The organism is Amycolatopsis sp. lyj-108 (genome assembly GCF_046549005.1).
In the GTDB taxonomy this organism is placed as follows: domain Bacteria; phylum Actinomycetota; class Actinomycetes; order Mycobacteriales; family Pseudonocardiaceae; genus Amycolatopsis.
The window spans coordinates 718015-733711 of record NZ_JAJPWQ010000002.1 but is presented as its reverse complement, the minus strand read 5'-3'; the positions used below and the strand labels follow the sequence as shown (position 1 = coordinate 733711).

The 15697-nt window shown below is 66.8% G+C and carries 18 protein-coding genes; 6 read left to right on the top strand and 12 right to left on the bottom strand.

What is annotated here, in order from left to right:
- Window positions 1-99: 99 nt before the first annotated feature.
- Entirely contained in the window at window positions 100-1017 is a 918-nt protein-coding gene (locus ACLJO0_RS09865; protein ID WP_410577688.1) for a DUF4064 domain-containing protein, read from the top strand.
- Between the two features lie 347 nt (window positions 1018-1364).
- Here ACLJO0_RS09865 and ACLJO0_RS09860 read toward each other — a convergent pair whose 3' ends face one another.
- Window positions 1365-2777: a S8 family peptidase gene (locus tag ACLJO0_RS09860; RefSeq protein WP_410577687.1), complete on the bottom strand. Its 1413-nt coding sequence runs from the start codon at window positions 2775-2777 to the stop codon at window positions 1365-1367.
- A gap of 79 nt (window positions 2778-2856) precedes the next feature.
- Complete coding sequence (locus ACLJO0_RS09855) at window positions 2857-3111, bottom strand: SCO4848 family membrane protein (protein WP_026467335.1); 255 nt, start codon at window positions 3109-3111, stop codon at window positions 2857-2859.
- A gap of 43 nt (window positions 3112-3154) precedes the next feature.
- Between ACLJO0_RS09855 and ACLJO0_RS09850 the strand changes: the two genes are divergently transcribed.
- Window positions 3155-4393, top strand: a complete 1239-nt coding sequence (locus ACLJO0_RS09850; protein WP_410577686.1) for a D-alanyl-D-alanine carboxypeptidase family protein — start codon at window positions 3155-3157, stop codon at window positions 4391-4393.
- A gap of 8 nt (window positions 4394-4401) precedes the next feature.
- On the opposite strand, the gene ACLJO0_RS09845 is transcribed toward ACLJO0_RS09850, so the two are convergent.
- Together ACLJO0_RS09845 and trpS are read right to left on the bottom strand one after the other, a co-directional pair.
- Window positions 4402-5430: a YhjD/YihY/BrkB family envelope integrity protein gene (locus ACLJO0_RS09845; protein WP_410577685.1), complete on the bottom strand. Its 1029-nt coding sequence runs from the start codon at window positions 5428-5430 to the stop codon at window positions 4402-4404.
- A gap of 35 nt (window positions 5431-5465) precedes the next feature.
- Entirely contained in the window at window positions 5466-6485 is a 1020-nt protein-coding gene (trpS, locus tag ACLJO0_RS09840) for a tryptophan--tRNA ligase (RefSeq protein ID WP_125796438.1), read from the bottom strand.
- Between the two features lie 163 nt (window positions 6486-6648).
- On the opposite strand from trpS, the gene ACLJO0_RS09835 reads away from it, so the two are divergent.
- Window positions 6649-7395 (top strand): S1 family peptidase, encoded by a 747-nt coding sequence (locus ACLJO0_RS09835; RefSeq protein ID WP_125796437.1) that lies wholly within the window; start codon window positions 6649-6651, stop codon window positions 7393-7395.
- A gap of 460 nt (window positions 7396-7855) precedes the next feature.
- Here ACLJO0_RS09835 and ACLJO0_RS09830 read toward each other — a convergent pair whose 3' ends face one another.
- Entirely contained in the window at window positions 7856-8185 is a 330-nt protein-coding gene (locus tag ACLJO0_RS09830) for a hypothetical protein (protein ID WP_410578215.1), read from the bottom strand.
- Window positions 8186-8584: 399 nt separating this feature from the next.
- Here ACLJO0_RS09830 and ACLJO0_RS09825 point away from each other — a divergent pair, with 399 nt between their 5' ends.
- The gene (locus ACLJO0_RS09825; protein WP_410577684.1) at window positions 8585-9469 is read left to right on the top strand and encodes a glycoside hydrolase family 19 protein; all 885 of its coding nucleotides are present in this window, start codon (window positions 8585-8587) and stop codon (window positions 9467-9469) included.
- 56 nt (window positions 9470-9525) lie between these two features.
- Here the strand turns inward: ACLJO0_RS09825 and ACLJO0_RS09820 are convergent, their stop codons facing one another.
- Window positions 9526-10029, bottom strand: a complete 504-nt coding sequence (locus ACLJO0_RS09820; RefSeq protein WP_410577682.1) for a MarR family winged helix-turn-helix transcriptional regulator — start codon at window positions 10027-10029, stop codon at window positions 9526-9528.
- 65 nt (window positions 10030-10094) lie between these two features.
- Between ACLJO0_RS09820 and ACLJO0_RS09815 the strand changes: the two genes are divergently transcribed.
- On the top strand, window positions 10095-10595 hold the full coding sequence (locus tag ACLJO0_RS09815) for a cupin domain-containing protein (RefSeq protein WP_410577681.1): 501 nt from the start codon (window positions 10095-10097) through the stop codon (window positions 10593-10595).
- Here ACLJO0_RS09815 and ACLJO0_RS09810 read toward each other — a convergent pair.
- From ACLJO0_RS09810 to ACLJO0_RS09795, 4 genes are all read right to left on the bottom strand, one after another.
- Entirely contained in the window at window positions 10589-11464 is an 876-nt protein-coding gene (locus ACLJO0_RS09810; RefSeq protein WP_410577679.1) for a hypothetical protein, read from the bottom strand. The two genes, ACLJO0_RS09815 and ACLJO0_RS09810, sit on opposite strands and share 7 nt — an antisense overlap.
- Window positions 11465-11589: 125 nt before the next feature.
- A complete protein-coding gene (locus ACLJO0_RS09805; RefSeq protein WP_410577677.1) occupies window positions 11590-11712 on the bottom strand; it encodes a HepT-like ribonuclease domain-containing protein in 123 nt (40 codons plus the stop codon).
- A 75-nt stretch (window positions 11713-11787) separates the two neighbouring features.
- Complete coding sequence (locus tag ACLJO0_RS09800) at window positions 11788-12096, bottom strand: nucleotidyltransferase family protein (protein ID WP_410577675.1); 309 nt, start codon at window positions 12094-12096, stop codon at window positions 11788-11790.
- A gap of 87 nt (window positions 12097-12183) precedes the next feature.
- Window positions 12184-12990 carry an exodeoxyribonuclease III gene (locus ACLJO0_RS09795; RefSeq protein ID WP_410577673.1) on the bottom strand — a complete coding sequence of 269 codons (807 nt, stop codon included), beginning with the start codon at window positions 12988-12990 and terminating at the stop codon, window positions 12184-12186.
- Window positions 12991-13046: 56 nt separating this feature from the next.
- Between ACLJO0_RS09795 and ACLJO0_RS09790 the strand changes: the two genes are divergently transcribed.
- Window positions 13047-13790, top strand: a complete 744-nt coding sequence (locus tag ACLJO0_RS09790; protein ID WP_410577671.1) for an MBL fold metallo-hydrolase — start codon at window positions 13047-13049, stop codon at window positions 13788-13790.
- Window positions 13791-13805: 15 nt separating this feature from the next.
- Here ACLJO0_RS09790 and ACLJO0_RS09785 read toward each other — a convergent pair whose 3' ends face one another.
- The gene (locus tag ACLJO0_RS09785) at window positions 13806-14111 is read right to left on the bottom strand and encodes an SH3 domain-containing protein (protein WP_410577669.1); all 306 of its coding nucleotides are present in this window, start codon (window positions 14109-14111) and stop codon (window positions 13806-13808) included.
- A gap of 197 nt (window positions 14112-14308) precedes the next feature.
- A complete protein-coding gene (locus ACLJO0_RS09780) occupies window positions 14309-15532 on the bottom strand; it encodes an NADP-dependent isocitrate dehydrogenase (RefSeq protein ID WP_034304555.1) in 1224 nt (407 codons plus the stop codon).
- Between the last annotated feature and the right edge of the window lie 165 nt (window positions 15533-15697).

Below are 15697 nucleotides of genomic sequence, written 5' to 3'. Positions count from 1 at the left end.
ACGAAAGGCGCTTCACCGCCAAGAGAGCCGTTGGAAACGGTGCGTGACTGAGATAGTCTGGAGCGTCACCAAGCCGGGTGATCGAGGGGCGGCGAGGCGATGACGGCAGGTTCGGAGCTGCGTGCGCTCCTTTCGCAGCGATTCCTACCTTTGATCGCGGAAATCGAAGAACTCGTTTACAAACACGGTTACATCCGTGTCTTCGGCGGCACGGTCACCATGCTGGGGTTTGTCGGCCTGCTCGGCCAGGTCCTCGGCATCGCCTGGCTCAGAACGGTTTTCGCCACCGCCGCCGGCGTCTTGTTCGTTATGGCCGCACTGGTTTCGTTCGCGGGAACGCAACGACAACGCAACAAACTCGTCAACGTGGAGAACATTCTTCACGACTACGCCGACAGTATGCACACGGATTCACCGATCGTCCTCCGCGAGTGGCGGCAGGAAACCATCGTCGAGAACAACGGTGACGTCTACTGCAAACGCAACATCATCCTCAACGCCGCCGCGGACGGCAAGCCGAGATACGTTTCTCTGAAGATGGCCTACTACGGAATGACTCCCCTGACCGCCAGGGCGAAACGGCGCATCTCGTGCAAGGCGTACCACGCGAGACCGGAAAGCGCGTCCGAACGCACGCGGGCGAAGGCCACGTCCGTCTGGAAGAACTCGAAGACCGGAAAACCGCGCCTCGACATCTATGTCCACTTGGGAAACCGTGTCGCGGACGGCGACCTCGTGACCGTCGAGTGGTGGTGGCCGAAGATGTCGGCGGATCTGATGAGCGGCGCGGAGCCGGAGGACTTCGACGTGGTCTTCGACAAGGAGGTCTGCAAGTTCACCCACCGCGTCGTCTTCCGCAACATCGCGAACCCCGGGTCTCTCACCGTGCGCAATCAGGGTGCGCGCAATTTCAAGAAAAAGGTGCGGAACAACGACGTGATAGTCGAGTTCTCCGCTCGCGAGCCCCAGTTGAGCCAGCGGATGGGCTTCGTCGCGGACTACACGCGTCACGGCTGACGCTCCGGCACGGGTGAAAGTTCGACCTCATGCCGGAGCCAGGCGATGGGCTAGTTGCCGCCCGTCTCAGAACCGCCGGTCATCATGTATCCATTCGCGAGGTCGAACCTGACATCCCCATCGAGCGATGTGGAAGTGGGCACCTTAACGCAGGCCGATCGAGATGCGCGCAGTGCGTCACTCCATTGAGCTTCACTCACGAGCTTACCTCGTCCGGACGGTGTCAATACCGAAAAACCCGGCACGTGATCGGGCGATCACCGAACGAATCTCGCTTTCGCGCAAGTCCGGGAACGAAACCGGGGCCCGCCCGCGAAACGCGGACGGGCCCCGGCGAACGAAAAGATCTACTTCACCGCGTCCAGAGCGTTGACGCGGCCGTGCCCGTAGTACGAGTTGTCCTTCGCCGGGCCTTCACAGACCGGTGCGGCGGTGCCGCACTCGACCGCGTCGGCCTGGTGCTCCAGCAGCCAGGTCAGCAGCCGCGGCGGAGCGTGGCGGTAGCGGGACGCCAGCAGCGCGGCGACACCGGCGGCGTGCGGGGACGCCATCGACGTGCCGCACTTGGCGCCGTAGGCACCGTTGAAGATCGTCGACAGCGGGCAGCCCACACCCTGGCCGGCGGGCGGCAGCTGGGCGCGGTCGCCGCCGGGGGCGGTGACCGAAACGTCGTCACCGTAGTTGCTGTACGACGACTTCGTGCCCGCGTAGCCGATGGCCGAGACGTTGACGACGCCGTCGATGGCCTTGGGCAGGATGCCGCAGCTCTCGTCGATCGGGTGGGGGCGGTTCGGGTCGGTGGTCTGCTTGTCCGGGTCGAAGCCGCTGTTGCCGGCGGCGGCGACGTTCAGGACACCACGACCGGTCGAGTAGGTCACCGCGCGGCGGACGGCCTCGAACGCGGCCGCGTCGCCCGGCTCCTTCGTGCAGTAGAACATGCCCGGGTCGATGTAGTAGCTGTTGTTCGTCACCGGGAAGCGGTGCTTCGCGGCCCACATGAACCCGCACACCGCGGCCTCGGGGAGGATCAGGCCGTCGTCGTTCACGACCTTCACCGACGCCAGCTTGACGCCGGGCGCGACGCCGGTGAAGCCGCGCGCGGTGTCCTTGCCCGCGATCGTCCCGGCGACGTGCGTGCCGTGGTCGGAGTTCGTCGGGGCCCAGGCGGCGGGCGTGGTGTCGGGCGCGCCGGAGTTGCAGCCCGCGGACGTCTTCGGGTCCAGAGCGTCCTTCAGCCCGGGGTGGGTGGGCTCGATGCCCGAGTCCAGCACGCCGACGGTCACCGAACGGCTGCCACCGGAGACCTTGTTCGCTTCGGGAGCCTGGATCGCCCGCATGTCCCACTGCTGGGCCGACAGGTCCTCTTCGACGGCGACGCTGGTGGTCTCTTCGTTCTCCTTGGTGTCGACCACCGCGGAGCGGGTCGACCTGGCCGAGGCCGCCGGCGGGAACGCCACGTCACGGCCGCCCGAGTAGGCGCGGAAGACGCCGATCTTCGCCTGGAAGTCGGCGTTGCGCGAGGTCGCGACCGCGACCCCGATCTCCGGGTAGTACGCGACCTTCTCGCCGCATTTGGCGCGCAGCTCGGCGTCGACCTTGCGCTCCGGGGTGCGCGGGTCGTAGAGCACCACGTAGTTGAACGGCGCGCTCGCGGTGTCGCACTGCGGCGCGGGCGCGGCACTCGCCGACGGGGCCGCGAACACGCTTCCGGCCGCCGCCGCGACGAGCGCGGGGACGAGCAGACGTCTGATCCGGGACATTCAGCCTCCATGATTCGGTGAGGTGAACGTTAGGGAGCCGACGCCGGGCCCACCACCGTCAAAAGGACGACAAACCCGATCAGGCGTCAGCCTTTTCCGCGTCCCGTGACTTGGCGCCACGAAGCGTGCGCAGACCGATAAGGCCGATGATGGTGCCGAGCACGAACGAGACGACCGTCAGCACCGCGTGCACGATGAAGTAGGCGGTCGGCGAGCCGTCGGCGGCCCAGGCGCGGTCGCTGTCCCAGAGATTCTTGGCGAACGTGATCCAGATGATCCACGACCACACGCCGAAACCCAGCAGGAACATCGAAGTACCTCGCGAAATGCGCATGCCCCTGAGTATGCAGCGAGCCCGGCGACGCTACATTGCTCGGGTGCACAGCGCTATCTCCCGGTCGCTCATGGTCCTCGTTTCCGGTGTGCTCGCCCTCGCGGTGACGCCGGTGGCCACAGCGGCTCCGAAGCCACCAGCCCAGGCGCAGCCGTGCGCGAACAAGACGACGCCTCCCGCGCCGATCGACACCTCCGAGAAACCGCGCCCCGGGGAGGCCGCGCCGGAGCCGTTGCCGGTCCCGCCGGTCCCGGTGGGGGGCGACCGGATGGCCGAATGCGGGGTCGTGCTGCCGAAGCGCGCGCTGAACCCGCCAGAGGGAAGCACCGCCGCGTCCTGGGTGCTGCAGGACCTCGAAACCGGCGACGTCATCGCCGCGAAGGACCCGCACGCCCGTCAGCGGCCGGCGTCACTGATCAAGGTCCTGCTCGGGCTGGTGGTGGTCACCGAACTGCCGCCGAACAAGGTCGTCGTGCCGACCAAGGAGGACGCCGAGCAGGAGTGCACCTGCATGGGCATCGCCGCCGGCGGTCAGTACACAGTGGACCAGCTGCTGCACGGACTGCTGATGCACTCGGGGAACGACGCGGCGCACGCGCTCTCCACCGTGCTCGGTGGCGTGGACGCGACCCTCGCGAAGATGAACGCGCTGGCCACCCGCATCGGCGCCACGGACACCCGGGCCGCGACACCGTCCGGACTCGACGGCCCCGGCATGTCGACCTCCGCCTACGACATGAGCCTGATCTTCCACCACGCGATGAAGAACCCCGAATTCGCCAAGGTGGTCAAGACCAAGAGTTTCGAAATCCCGCCCACCGCGGGGAAACCGGTCATCACGATCTACAACGACAACAAACTCCTCGGTAGCTATCCCGGATTCACCGGCGGAAAGACCGGATTCACCGACGACGCGCGCCACACCTACGCCGGCAGCGCGGTCCGGAACGGTCACCGGGTCGGAGTCGTGATGCTCCGCGCCGAGCAACGCCCGACGCGGGTCACCGAACAGGCCGCGAAGCTCCTCGATTACGGCATCGCGCTGCGCGAGGCCAAGGCCGAATCGGTGGGGCGCATCGAATACCGGCCGGCGGCCGCGGTGGAAGCGGATCCGGCCAACGCCGTGCCGAACGCCGACGGCGCTTCGAACAGTGGCGCCGCGGCCGCGGCCGAAGACCCGTTCGGGGTGACGGGCTGGATCATCACGCTGGTCGTCTTCCTGATCATCGTGGCGTCGTTCGTCGTCGGTCACCAGCGCAGGAAGGCCATGGCGGGCGAGTAGCCGGAACTTCAGGACTTTCGGCGGCCGAACCAGCCCAAGAGCGCGCCGGTCGCGAAAGCCCCGCCGACGGCGCCGAGCCCCGGCCCCTGCTGAACGGTCACCCTCGGGTGGATCAGCACCGGGGCCGGCGGCTCGATGACCGTCTTCAAGTTCTCCTTCGCCGTCGCCGTCCACGCGGTGACGAACAGCAGGAACCGCGAGACGAGGTTCGCGAACACGAGCAGACCGATCACCGGGCCGAACAACGTGAACGCCGGTGATTTCGTGACACTGCCGAGGTAAAGGGTCGCGGCCTGCTGGAGCACGACGAACCCGACGGCGGCGAAGATCGCGCCCTTGACGGCGCTGCGCAGCGCGACGTGCTCACGAGGCAGCCTCGCGATGACCCACAGGAAGACCAGGGTGTTCGCGAGCAGGCCGAGCACGATCGTCGCGACCTTCAACAGGAACACGGCCCAGCCCTGGTTCTCGAGACCGACCAGTTCGAGCAGGAACCGCCCGACGCCGCTGCCCGCCGCGGTGAGACCGAACGAGACCACCAGCGCGAGGCCGAGGCCGACGAGGGACAGCAGATCCTTGATGGTCGTCGAAACCAGCGGGAGCTTCTGCTTCTCCTGCCCCCACTGAGCGGTCAGCGCGTCACGCAGGTTCGACATCCAGCCGATGCCGGAGTACAGCGCGAGCAGCAGACCGAACACGCCGATACCGCCGCCGGAGTCCAGCGCCGCCTTGATGATGCTGCCGACCAGATCGCTGAGCCCCTCCGGAACCGACTTCTTGATGCCGTCGACGAGCTGGTTCGTCACCACCTGATCGCCCGCGAGCACGATCTTGATGATCGCGAACGCGACCATCAAGATCGGGATCACCGAAAGCACGCTGAAGTAGGTGATAGCGGCGGCGTAGTGGTTGCCGTAGCGCTCGGTGAACGCGTCGTTCGCCCGGATGAGGTGATCGAGCCAGCCGTACTTCCGCCTCAACCGCGGTAACAGCTTGTCCTCTTCCGGCTTCGCGCCGTCATCTTTCGCCACCGTCAAACGCTAACCACACCGCGACGACATCGCAGCGCGAATCAGCCTGCTGGGGGAAGGAATCCGATGTTCTCGTAGACGTTCCTCAAAGTCACCGAAGCGACTTCCCGTGCCCGTTGCGCGCCGAGGGCCAACGCCTTGTCGAGCTCGGTGACGTCGTCCAAGTAGGACTGGACGCGCTCCTGCACCGGCGTCACCCACTCGACGAACGCCTCCGCGACACCCTTCTTCAGATCGCCGTACCCCTTGCCCTCGTAGGAGTTCTGGAGTTCGGCGACCGGCTGGTCGGTCAGCGCGGAAAGGATCGTCAGCAGGTTCGAGACGCCCGGTTTGTTCTCGGTGTCGAAGACGATCTCGCGACCCGTGTCGGTGACCGCCGAGCGCACCTTCTTCGCCGACTTCTTCGGGTCTTCGAGCAACTCGATGAGGCCGTTGCCGGTCGACGAGGACTTGCTCATCTTCGCGGTCGGGTCCTGCAGGTCGTAGATCTTCGCCGTGTCCTTGACGATATGCGGCTCCGGCACGGTGAACGTCTTGCCGTAGCGGTTGTTGAACCGCTGCGCGAGGTTGCGCGTCAGCTCCAGGTGCTGCCGCTGGTCCTCGCCGACGGGGACCTCGTTCGCCTGGTACAGCAGGATGTCCGCGGCCTGCAGAACCGGGTACGTGAACAGGCCGACGCTGGCGCGATCCGTGCCCTGCTTCGCGGCCTTGTCCTTGAACTGCGTCATCCGGCTCGCTTCGCCGAACCCGGTCTGACACTCCAGCACCCACCCCAGCTGGGCGTGCTCCGGCACCTGGCTCTGGACGAACAGCGCGCTGCGGGCCGGGTCGACGCCGAGCGCGAGCAGCTGCGCGGCCGAGCGGCGCGTGCGGTCGCGCAGCACCTTCGGATCCTGCTCGACGGTGATCGCGTGCAGATCGACGACCATGTAGAAGGTGTCGTGAGTGTCCTGCAGCCGTACCCATTGCCGCAGCGCACCCAGGTAGTTCCCAAGGTGGAACGAGTCGGCGGTCGGCTGGATCCCGGAGAGCACCCGCGGGCGCTTCAGTTCGTCGGACACGCCCGGATTCTCTCAGGCCACCTCTCGGCGGGTCATCCGGCCTCACCCCGGCCGAACGGTCTAAACGGTTAAACGCCACATACTTCCGACGGTTCTGAGCACGGTGCCCGATTCCTAGCGTTCATGGCACCGGATCTTCCGGCCACACCGAAGGAGAACCCAGATGAAGGCACGATCCCTACTGATGGGCTTGGCCATGGCGGCTGCGGCCGTCTTCTCGCTTTCCGGCGTCGCGGCGGCCGCCGAGCCCACCGGAGGCTTCCAGCCGAACATCGTCGGCGGCGGAAACGCGACGCAGGTCTACTCGTTCATGGTGTCCCAGCAGTCGAGCTCCGGTGGCCACCAGTGCGGTGGCTCACTGATCAGCTCGACCTGGGTGGTCACCGCGGCCCACTGTGGCACGCCGTACCAGGTACGCGTCGGCACCACGAACCGCACCAGCGGCGGCACCGTCGCCCGCGTGGCCCAGCGCATCGCCCACCCGACCGCCGACCTGGCGCTGCTGCGTCTCTCGACGGCGGTGTCGCAGGCGCCGGTCACGATCGCCGACGCGTCCGGGGCCGTTGGCACCGCGACGCGGATCATCGGCTGGGGCCAGACCTGCCCCGTCCGCGGTGGCTGTGGCGCTCCGATCAACCTCCAGGAGCTGAACACCTCGATCGTCGCCGACACCCGGTGCAGTGGCATCAGGGCCGCCAGCGAGATCTGCACCAACAACCCCAACGGCAACTCGGGCGCCTGCTACGGCGACTCCGGCGGCCCGCAGGTGAAGCAGGTCAGCGGTGTCTGGCAGCTGGTCGGCGCCACCAGCCGCGCCGGGAACAACAGCAGCACCTGCGCGACCGGGCCGTCGATCTACGTGGACGTCCCCTACTTCCGCAGCTGGATCCGCACCAACTCCGGAGTCTGATCCGGTTCCCGCGTCGCCCCACCGTCCCCGGGGGCGACGCGGGCCCAGCCGGTTCAGCAACGAACCGTGCGGAAGTTCGAACAGCCGCTCCAGCAGCGCGACCGCCTTCAGGGAGTCGCACCGCTCGGGGCGGCTTCTTCCGGTCCGCCAGTAGCTCAAGGTCGCGACACTGACCCGGACGCCCTGCCGGGCGAGCCGATGCCGGATCCGGTCGAGGCCGAGACCGCTGTCCGTGATCGCCCGGTCCAGAGCGAGCGGGAAGGGGTCACCGGGCCGGCTGCGACGCCGCGTCACCGTCATGGACCTGAGGGTGGCGATCAGCGGGCGGCTAAACAATCCGGGCGGGACTAGGTGTACCTACCCAAGAAATCCGCCACGTCGCCTTTAGCGGGCTAAACGCGATCCCGGGGGCATGTCGCCTTTAGCGGGCTAATCGCGCTCCGGTCCGGGAAGGCGCAGGTCAGGGGCGCTGCTGGCGGGTGAGGCCGTCGTCCGCGAGCACGGCCTCGGCCATCGCGGCGACGTGCGGGGCGGCCGGCTGGGCCGGGGCGACGGGAGCGAGGGCGACGGCGGCCGCGCGCGCCTTCCGGCGCTGACGGAACACACCGAAGGCCATACCGACGATGCCGAGCGCGACGGCGATCAAGCCGACCGGGCCGAGAAGACCGAACGCCATCTCCGAGCGCGACGCCGACTCCGCGGCCGACGCCGGACCGGCGCCCGCGACGAGCAGGGCGACCGGGATCGCGATGACCGCCGCGGCCCTGGCCGCGGGCAGGGCCGATCGCATCAGGAGATGAACTGGGTTCCGCACCGGAGTGCCTCCCGTGACGTGACTTTGCCGGACCGGAACGCTAACCCGAACGAGTGAGCATTTCCAGGCTGCTGGTCAAAAAACTACCGAGCGTGTCAAGACCTGTGGGTTCTGATCAACTCGGGGCACGAGACTAGCCCCTCACAGGGGGGATCTTTCGAGCACCCCTCGTCTCAGAGTTGTCGCCGCCGGAGCCGGTTTCTGACAAAAACGGACAGCGTTACGCCATTCGGCTGTCGCGACGGGGCCGAACAGGCACGATCCGACTTTCCCCGGTTGGTTTCTTGTGCGCAATGGTCTATACCTGTTGGCCATACCCCTTAAAAGGTATAGACCAATCTCCCTGCATGGTCCCCTCGTACGAAGGAGCCACCGATGTCTCTTCGACGTATCCTCGCGGCGGTCGCCGCCACCTTCGCCGCCACCACGGTCGCCGTGGTCGTCCCGGCCCAGTCCGCCTCCGCCGCGGACTGCGTGGCGCCGTGGAACGCGAGCTCGGTCTACTGGGGCGGCAACACCGCCTCCCACAACGGGCACAACTGGTCCGCGAAGTGGTGGACACAGAACGAAACGCCTGGTAGCGCGCAGGTCTGGGCCGATCAAGGCGCCTGCGGCGGCACGACCAACCCGCCGAACCCGTCCGGCTTCGTGGTCAGCGAGGCCCAGTTCAACCAGATGTTCCCGAGCCGGAACCCCTTCTACACCTACAACGGCCTGGTCACCGCCCTCAGCGCGTACCCCGCATTCGCCGGCACGGGCAGCGACACCGTGAAGAAGCAGGAAGCGGCCGCCTTCCTGGCGAACGTCAGCCACGAGACCGGCGGCCTCGTCCACATCGTCGAACAGAACGAAGCCAACTACCCGCACTACTGCGACACGAGCCAGTCCTACGGCTGCCCGGCGGGCAACGCCGCGTACTACGGCCGTGGCCCGATCCAGCTGAGCTGGAACTTCAACTACAAGGCCGCCGGCGACGCGCTGGGCCTGCCGCTGCTGACCAACCCGTGGCTGGTGCAGAACGACGCGGCGGTCGCCTGGAAGACCGGCATCTGGTACTGGATGACCCAGAACGGTCCGGGCACGATGACCCCGCACAACGCGATGGTCAACAGCCGCGGTTTCGGTGAGACCATCCGCAGCATCAACGGAAGCATCGAGTGCAACGGCGGCAACCCGGCCCAGGTGCAGAGCCGCGTGAACAAGTACCAGCAGTTCACCGGGATCCTCGGCGTCAGCCCCGGGGGCAACCTGTACTGCTGATCCATCCAGGGAACCGAAGGGGCCTTTCGCCGCATGTGACGCGGCGACGGGCCCCTTCAGTTTTCGTCCAGGGACACCAGCAGGCGACGCAGCGCGGCGTCCAGGACACCGAGGTCCTCACCCAGCGGCGACAGGAGCTTCGCGACGTTCGCCGTGTGCTCGGTCATCGCGGCGTCGACGACTTCGAATCCGCGCTCGGTCAGCGTGACGCGGAAGCTGCGCCGGTCTTCGGGGTCCAGCGCCCGTTCGACCAGCCCCGCCGCCTCGAGCCGGTCGATGCGGCTGGTCATCCCGGCCCTGGACATCATCAGCGTCGCCGACAGCTCGGACGGGATCAGCGTGTACGGCTTCCCGGACCGCCTGAGCGCCGCGAGCACGTCGAACTCCCCCTGCTTCAGGCCGTGTTTCGCGAACACGGCTTCCACCATCGGCGTGGTCAGCATCGCCACCCTGCCGAGGCGCCCGGCGACCCCGATCGCGGTCAAATCCAGTTCCGGCCGCTCGCGCCGCCATGCGCCGACCACCGCGTCGATCGCGTCCTCGTTTCGCTCTTCGCTCACGGAGGCAGTCTATTCGACGGGAGATAGTTTGACAGCGAACTATCAGCGATGGAACTATCGTCGGCATGACTCAACGCGTCGAAACCCGTGAACCCGTCCTCGTCCGCGCCGCCGAAGCCGAGACCGTCGGCGCGGCCCCCACTCTCGTCACCCTGCTCGCCGATGTCTCGACCACAGGCGGAGTCATGAGCAGCGCGAGAACACAGCTGGGTGTCGGCGCCGATGGAGCGGCGCCGCACTATCACACCGGCTCCTCCGAGATGTTCTTCATGCTCGACGGAAAGCTCGAAGTCCTTGTGGGAGAAGAGATCGTCACCGTTGCCGAGGGCGACATGCTCGTCGTCCCACCGCTGACCACACACGCTTTCCGTGCGGCCGCGGATTCGTCGGCGGACGTACTGATCGTGTTCATCCCCGGCGTGGAACGGTTCGGCTACTTCCGCCTACTGGAAAAGGTCGGACACGGCGAAGCGACCGTCCAGGATCTCTTGGACAGCCAGGAAAAGTTCGACAACCACTTCGTCGAAAGTCCAGTGTGGACGGAGAGCGCGAAGGTCCGTCAGTAACCGCGCGGCGGATAACCCGGCGGCGGATACCCGGGTTGCGGGTACTGCGGCGGCGGGTAGTGCGGCGGCGGATATCCCGGATGCTGCGGCGGATACGGCGGCTGGCCGTACTGCGGCGGGGGCGGATACTGCTGCGGATGCCCGGGATTCTGCGGCGGGTACGGCTGTTGCGGGTACTGGGGTTGCTGCGGGTACTGGGGTTGTGGTGGCGGCGGGGTGGCGGGCTGTCCGCCGCCGAGGTGGAACGGCAGCAGCGACACCAGTTGCGCGAGCTTGCCGAGCGTCGCGAGGATCTCGTCCGGCTTGGTCCGGCCGAACGTCGGATTCTCGACGTAGACCAATTCCGCGCCCACCAGCGACCAGGTGTGCAGCTTCGAGGACCGCATCGTGGCGGCCACTTGCGGTGTCAGCACACCGACCGCGACGTTCGGGTCGGTGTCGATCAGCTTGTACCAGCGGTTGAACTTCCGGTCCGCCGTGGCGGGCTCGGGGTACTGCTCGACGTCCCAGGCGGACTCGATGCTCGACACGATCTGGAAGTTCGGCATCGGCGCGGGCAGCGTGACCACCCAGACCGTGTCGATCGAGAGCGTGTCGAGCTCGTTGACCTTCTTGTTGGTCCACCGCGTGTGCACGCTCGTGACCGTCGGGCGGCGGTGGTAGTCGAAGACGCTGAACCGCAACCCTTGATACGCGCCGCTCAGCGCGCCGAACGCGATCCGCTTGTCCCCGCGCTGGTTGAACGGCAGCACCGTCCACCGCTCCAGGAGGTTCGGCGCGTCCGGGCTGAACTCCCACCCGTACTGGCCGGACATGGCGTAGCGCTCGGCGTTCGTCGCCTCGATACGCCTGGCCTCGTTCGTTTCCATCGCAACCCCCGCATCTCCCGCGCGCAGATTATCCGGAGTACGCCGCCGGCGCGTGGTCGGTCCCACGCATCTTGCAACCGCCGCAGGACACCGATCAATCCGGGAATTCTCTCAGTAAGTACCTGTCACACCAAGGCATCGTCGACCGTCGCGTAACCATGGATGAGGATGTTGCGAAACGCGACGATACGCCCGAGGTCAGGCACCTGCGCCGCAAGGCCGCTATCCAATTTGGACAGCTGGTTCAACGCTTCTCCGATGATTTCGAACTGACGCTCAACAGCTCCGCCGCATTCAAGGCATCCCAGAGGTAAGCGTGAGCGTCACGCTGCATAGAGAAGCTCCCGTGTCTCCAGCACCTGCTGCTTGAAGTACGGATTTCGAATGCTGGTCACGCTGACGAGATCGACCGGGCGACCGAGTACCTGCTCAAGGCCTTCCTTCAGGTCGAAGTACGTCCCGAAGTAGTCAAACCCCGGTCCCGTGTCGAACTCGACGAGCACGTCGACATCGCTCGACACCACGTCGAACCTGTCACTCACGGCTGAGCCGAACAAATCGAGGCGGCGCACCGAGTGTGTTCGGCAAAGCTCCTCGATTTCGCGCTTCTTGAGCTCGATCGACTCGTGCACGCCCGCCACCTCCTCAGTCTGATTGTGCTCGACCGGATCCCGGAGGTCACGGCGAACAGCCGTGATCCGGGATATTCGGCCGTCCGCTCAATCCGTGTACGTCGCCGTCACCGGCGCGTGGTCGGACCAGCGCTGGTCGTAGGACTCGGCGCGCTCGACCACGACGGAAGTACACCGCTCGGCAAGGCCGGGGGTGGCGATCTGGCAGTCGATGCGCCAGCCCGAGTCGTTGTCGAACGCCTTCCCCCGATACGACCACCAGGTGTACGGGCCGGGGCCTTCCGGATCGAGCTTGCGCTGCACGTCGACATACCCGGCCTCGGTGAACACGCGGCCGAGCCACTCCCGCTCCTCCGGCAGGAAGCCCGAGCTCTTCTGATTGCCGCGCCAGTTCTTCAGGTCGGTCTTGTCGTAGGCGATGTTCCAGTCGCCCACGACGACGACCTCACGGCCGCCGGCCGCCGCCTTGGCACGCAGGTCGACGAGGTACGGCAGGAACGCCGCCATGAAGCGTTCCTTCTCGTCCTGGCGCGGGGTTCCGACGTCGCCGCTGGGCAGGTACAGGCTCGCGACCACGACGTTCGGCAGGTGGATCTCGGCGTACCGGCCGCTGTCCTCGAATTCGGGCTCGCCGAACCCGATGCGGACCTCTTCCGGCTCGGCCCGGCTGAAGAGCATGACGCCGTTGCGCCCCTTCTGCACCGACGGCGCGTGCACCACGTGCCAGCCTTCGGGCGCGGCGGCACCGGCCGGAAGCTCCTTGAGCTCGGCCCGGACCTCTTGGCAGGCGACGACGTCGGCCTTCGTCGAGCCCAGCCACTCGACGAAGCCTTTTTTCGCGGCGGCACGGAGGCCGTTGACATTCACAGTGGAGACGGTCAGCACCCATCGCACGCTACCCGGGGGGTCCGACAGAACCGGCACGGCGTGCGCTCTGCGAGACTGCCCGCATGAGCGAGTTGACCGTGCTGGGCAGCTGCGGCGCCTGGCCGGAACCGGGTCGGGCCTGCGCCGGCTTCCTCCTGGTCCACGAGGGTTTCAAGGTCGTACTCGACCTCGGTTACGGCGCCGCGTCACGGCTGTTCGAACACTGCCCGGGCGGCCGGGTCGACGCGGTGGTGGTGACGCATGAACATCCCGATCACTGCGCCGACGTGAGCGCGCTCGGCCGTGCCCGCGCCTATGGGCTGCCGGACGAGCCGAGGATCCCGCTGCACTGCACGCCGGGCACGGTGCGGCGGCTCGAAGCGATGGAACCGCGACCGCATCCGACGACGATCTTCGACGTGTTCGAACTCGGCAGGCCACGCGAGGTCGGGCCGTTCCGGATGACCACGTTCCTGCTGCCGCACCATGTGCCGAACCACGGCGTCCGGCTGACCGCGCCCGGGCTCACCGTCGCCTACACCGGGGACAGCGGGCCGAGCCCGATCCTGGCGGAGCTGGCGCGCGACGCCGACCTGCTCATCGCGGACGCCACGCTGCAGGGCCCTTCTCCCGACGAGACGCCGCGCCTGGTGTCGACGGCGGGCGAGGCCGGGTACTGGGCCGAGCGCGCGGGTGCCCGGCGGCTGCTGCTGACCCACTTCTGGCCGGGCTCCGACCGCGACATCTCGGTCGCCGAAGCGCGGAAGGAGTTCAGCGGCGAGGTGCTGGCGGCCGAGGAAGGCACCCACTTGCGTTTAGCGGGCTAACCGCGATCCCCCAGGTCAGGGGCCGCATTTGGCGCCTTCGACCGGGGGCGCGAACTCGGCGGCGACCCATTTGCCCTCGGCGATCTTGCGAAAGCCGCTCTCGACCACCGGCTGCGCGTCGATCTTCGCGTCCTTGACGTACTTGCCGACGATCTTCTGCCCGCCGGGGGCGTCGCGCGCGTTGAGCACGTCGGCCGTCACCACGACCTGGCATCCGGTCGGGCTGGACGCGCTGGACTCCCTGTCCTGTCCCGAGATGGCGACGACCACGATGAGCGCCAGTCCGCCGCCGATGAACAAGACCGGTTTCGAGATGGCCATGATGGTCACTCCTCGAACAAGGGAATCGTTTTCTGTCCGGTCCAGAGTGGCAGAAGCCGGGGCGGTCGCCCAGATCCCGGATTGCCAACCACCCGGAGGCGCCAACCGGACGGCGGGCGTACTACCCACCGTCACAAAGTGCGTGAAGGCCCCCTTCCGGCGAGGGAAGGGGGCCTTCACGCACTTGGCTAACGAACTCAGCCCTGGGCGATCTTCTTGGCCAGGTTGGCGTCCAGCGTCGCGAGGAACTCCTCGGTGGTCTGGAAGGCCTGGTCCTTGCTGATCAGCAGCGCGAGGTCCTTGGTCATCTTGCCGCTCTCGACGGTCTCGACGACGACCTGCTCCAGCTTGTTCGCGAACCCGATCAGCTCCGGGTTCGAGTCCAGCTTGCCGCGGTGCTCGAGGCCCCGGGTCCACGCGTAGATGGACGCGATCGGGTTGGTCGAGGTCGGCTTACCCTGCTGGTGCTGGCGGTAGTGCCGGGTCACCGTGCCGTGCGCGGCCTCGGCCTCGACGGTCTTGCCGTCCGGGGTGCGCAGCACCGACGTCATCAGGCCCAGCGAGCCGAAGCCCTGCGCGACCGTGTCGGACTGGACGTCACCGTCGTAGTTCTTGCAGGCCCAGACGTAGCCGCCCTCCCACTTCATCGCCGCGGCGACCATGTCGTCGATCAGGCGGTGCTCGTAGGAAATGCCCTTGGCGTCGAAGTCGGCCTTGAATTCGGCCTGGTAGATCTCCTCGAACACGTCCTTGAACATGCCGTCGTAGGCCTTGAGGATGGTGTTCTTGGTCGACATGTAGACCGGGTACTCACGGTCGAGGCCGTACTGCAGCGAGGCGCGCGCGAAGTCCTCGATGGACTTGCGGTAGTTGTACATGCCCATGGCGACGCCGCCGCCCTCGGGGAACTTCGCGACCTCGAACTCCATCGGCTCGGAGCCGTCGTCCGGGGTGTAGCTGATGGTCAGCGTGCCGGGACCGGGGACCTTGAAGTTGGTCGCCTTGTACTGGTCACCGTGCGCGTGACGGCCGATGATGATCGGCTTGGTCCAGCCGGGCACCAGGCGCGGGATGTTCTGGATGACGATCGGCTCGCGGAAGATCACGCCGCCGAGGATGTTGCGGATCGTGCCGTTGGGCGAGAGCCACATCTTCTTCAGGCCGAACTCTTCGACGCGCGCCTCGTCCGGCGTGATCGTGGCGCATTTGACGCCGACGCCGTGCTTCTTGATCGCGTTGGCCGAGTCGACGGTGACCTGGTCGTCGGTGCGATCCCGCTCCTCGATACCCAGGTCGTAGTACTCCAGGTTCACGTCAAGGTACGGGTGGATCAGCCTGTCCTTGATGAACTGCCAAATGATGCGGGTCATCTCATCGCCGTCGAGCTCGACGACGGTGCCCTGGACCTTGATCTTGGCCATGAGCAGCGGTGCTCCTTCCGCGGATCTTCGCGTTCTTCTTCAGTCTCTCCGGTAGCGGTACAAGCGTACTGCTTAACGGTCCTGGATGGTTCCAGTAGTGGTCGGTATCAAGTCTCCACGAGGCCGTTGTGACCGAAGTCACCCGGTCGGACGACGGCCATCCGG

Excerpts from the sequence above, each read along its gene's own strand:
- ACLJO0_RS09865 (WP_410577688.1), top strand. The coding sequence starts at position 100 with ATGACGGCAGGTTCGGAGCTGCGTGCGCTCCTTTCGCAGCGATTCCTA.
- ACLJO0_RS09860 (WP_410577687.1), bottom strand. The coding sequence starts at position 2,777 with ATGTCCCGGATCAGACGTCTGCTCGTCCCCGCGCTCGTCGCGGCGGCG.
- ACLJO0_RS09855 (WP_026467335.1), bottom strand. The coding sequence starts at position 3,111 with ATGCGCATTTCGCGAGGTACTTCGATGTTCCTGCTGGGTTTCGGCGTG.
- ACLJO0_RS09835 (WP_125796437.1), top strand. The coding sequence starts at position 6,649 with ATGAAGGCACGATCCCTACTGATGGGCTTGGCCATGGCGGCTGCGGCC.
- ACLJO0_RS09830 (WP_410578215.1), bottom strand. The coding sequence starts at position 8,185 with ATGCGATCGGCCCTGCCCGCGGCCAGGGCCGCGGCGGTCATCGCGATC.
- ACLJO0_RS09825 (WP_410577684.1), top strand. The coding sequence starts at position 8,585 with ATGTCTCTTCGACGTATCCTCGCGGCGGTCGCCGCCACCTTCGCCGCC.
- ACLJO0_RS09815 (WP_410577681.1), top strand. The coding sequence starts at position 10,095 with ATGACTCAACGCGTCGAAACCCGTGAACCCGTCCTCGTCCGCGCCGCC.
- ACLJO0_RS09810 (WP_410577679.1), bottom strand. The coding sequence starts at position 11,464 with ATGGAAACGAACGAGGCCAGGCGTATCGAGGCGACGAACGCCGAGCGC.
- ACLJO0_RS09790 (WP_410577671.1), top strand. The coding sequence starts at position 13,047 with ATGAGCGAGTTGACCGTGCTGGGCAGCTGCGGCGCCTGGCCGGAACCG.
- ACLJO0_RS09785 (WP_410577669.1), bottom strand. The coding sequence starts at position 14,111 with ATGGCCATCTCGAAACCGGTCTTGTTCATCGGCGGCGGACTGGCGCTC.
- ACLJO0_RS09780 (WP_034304555.1), bottom strand. The coding sequence starts at position 15,532 with ATGGCCAAGATCAAGGTCCAGGGCACCGTCGTCGAGCTCGACGGCGAT.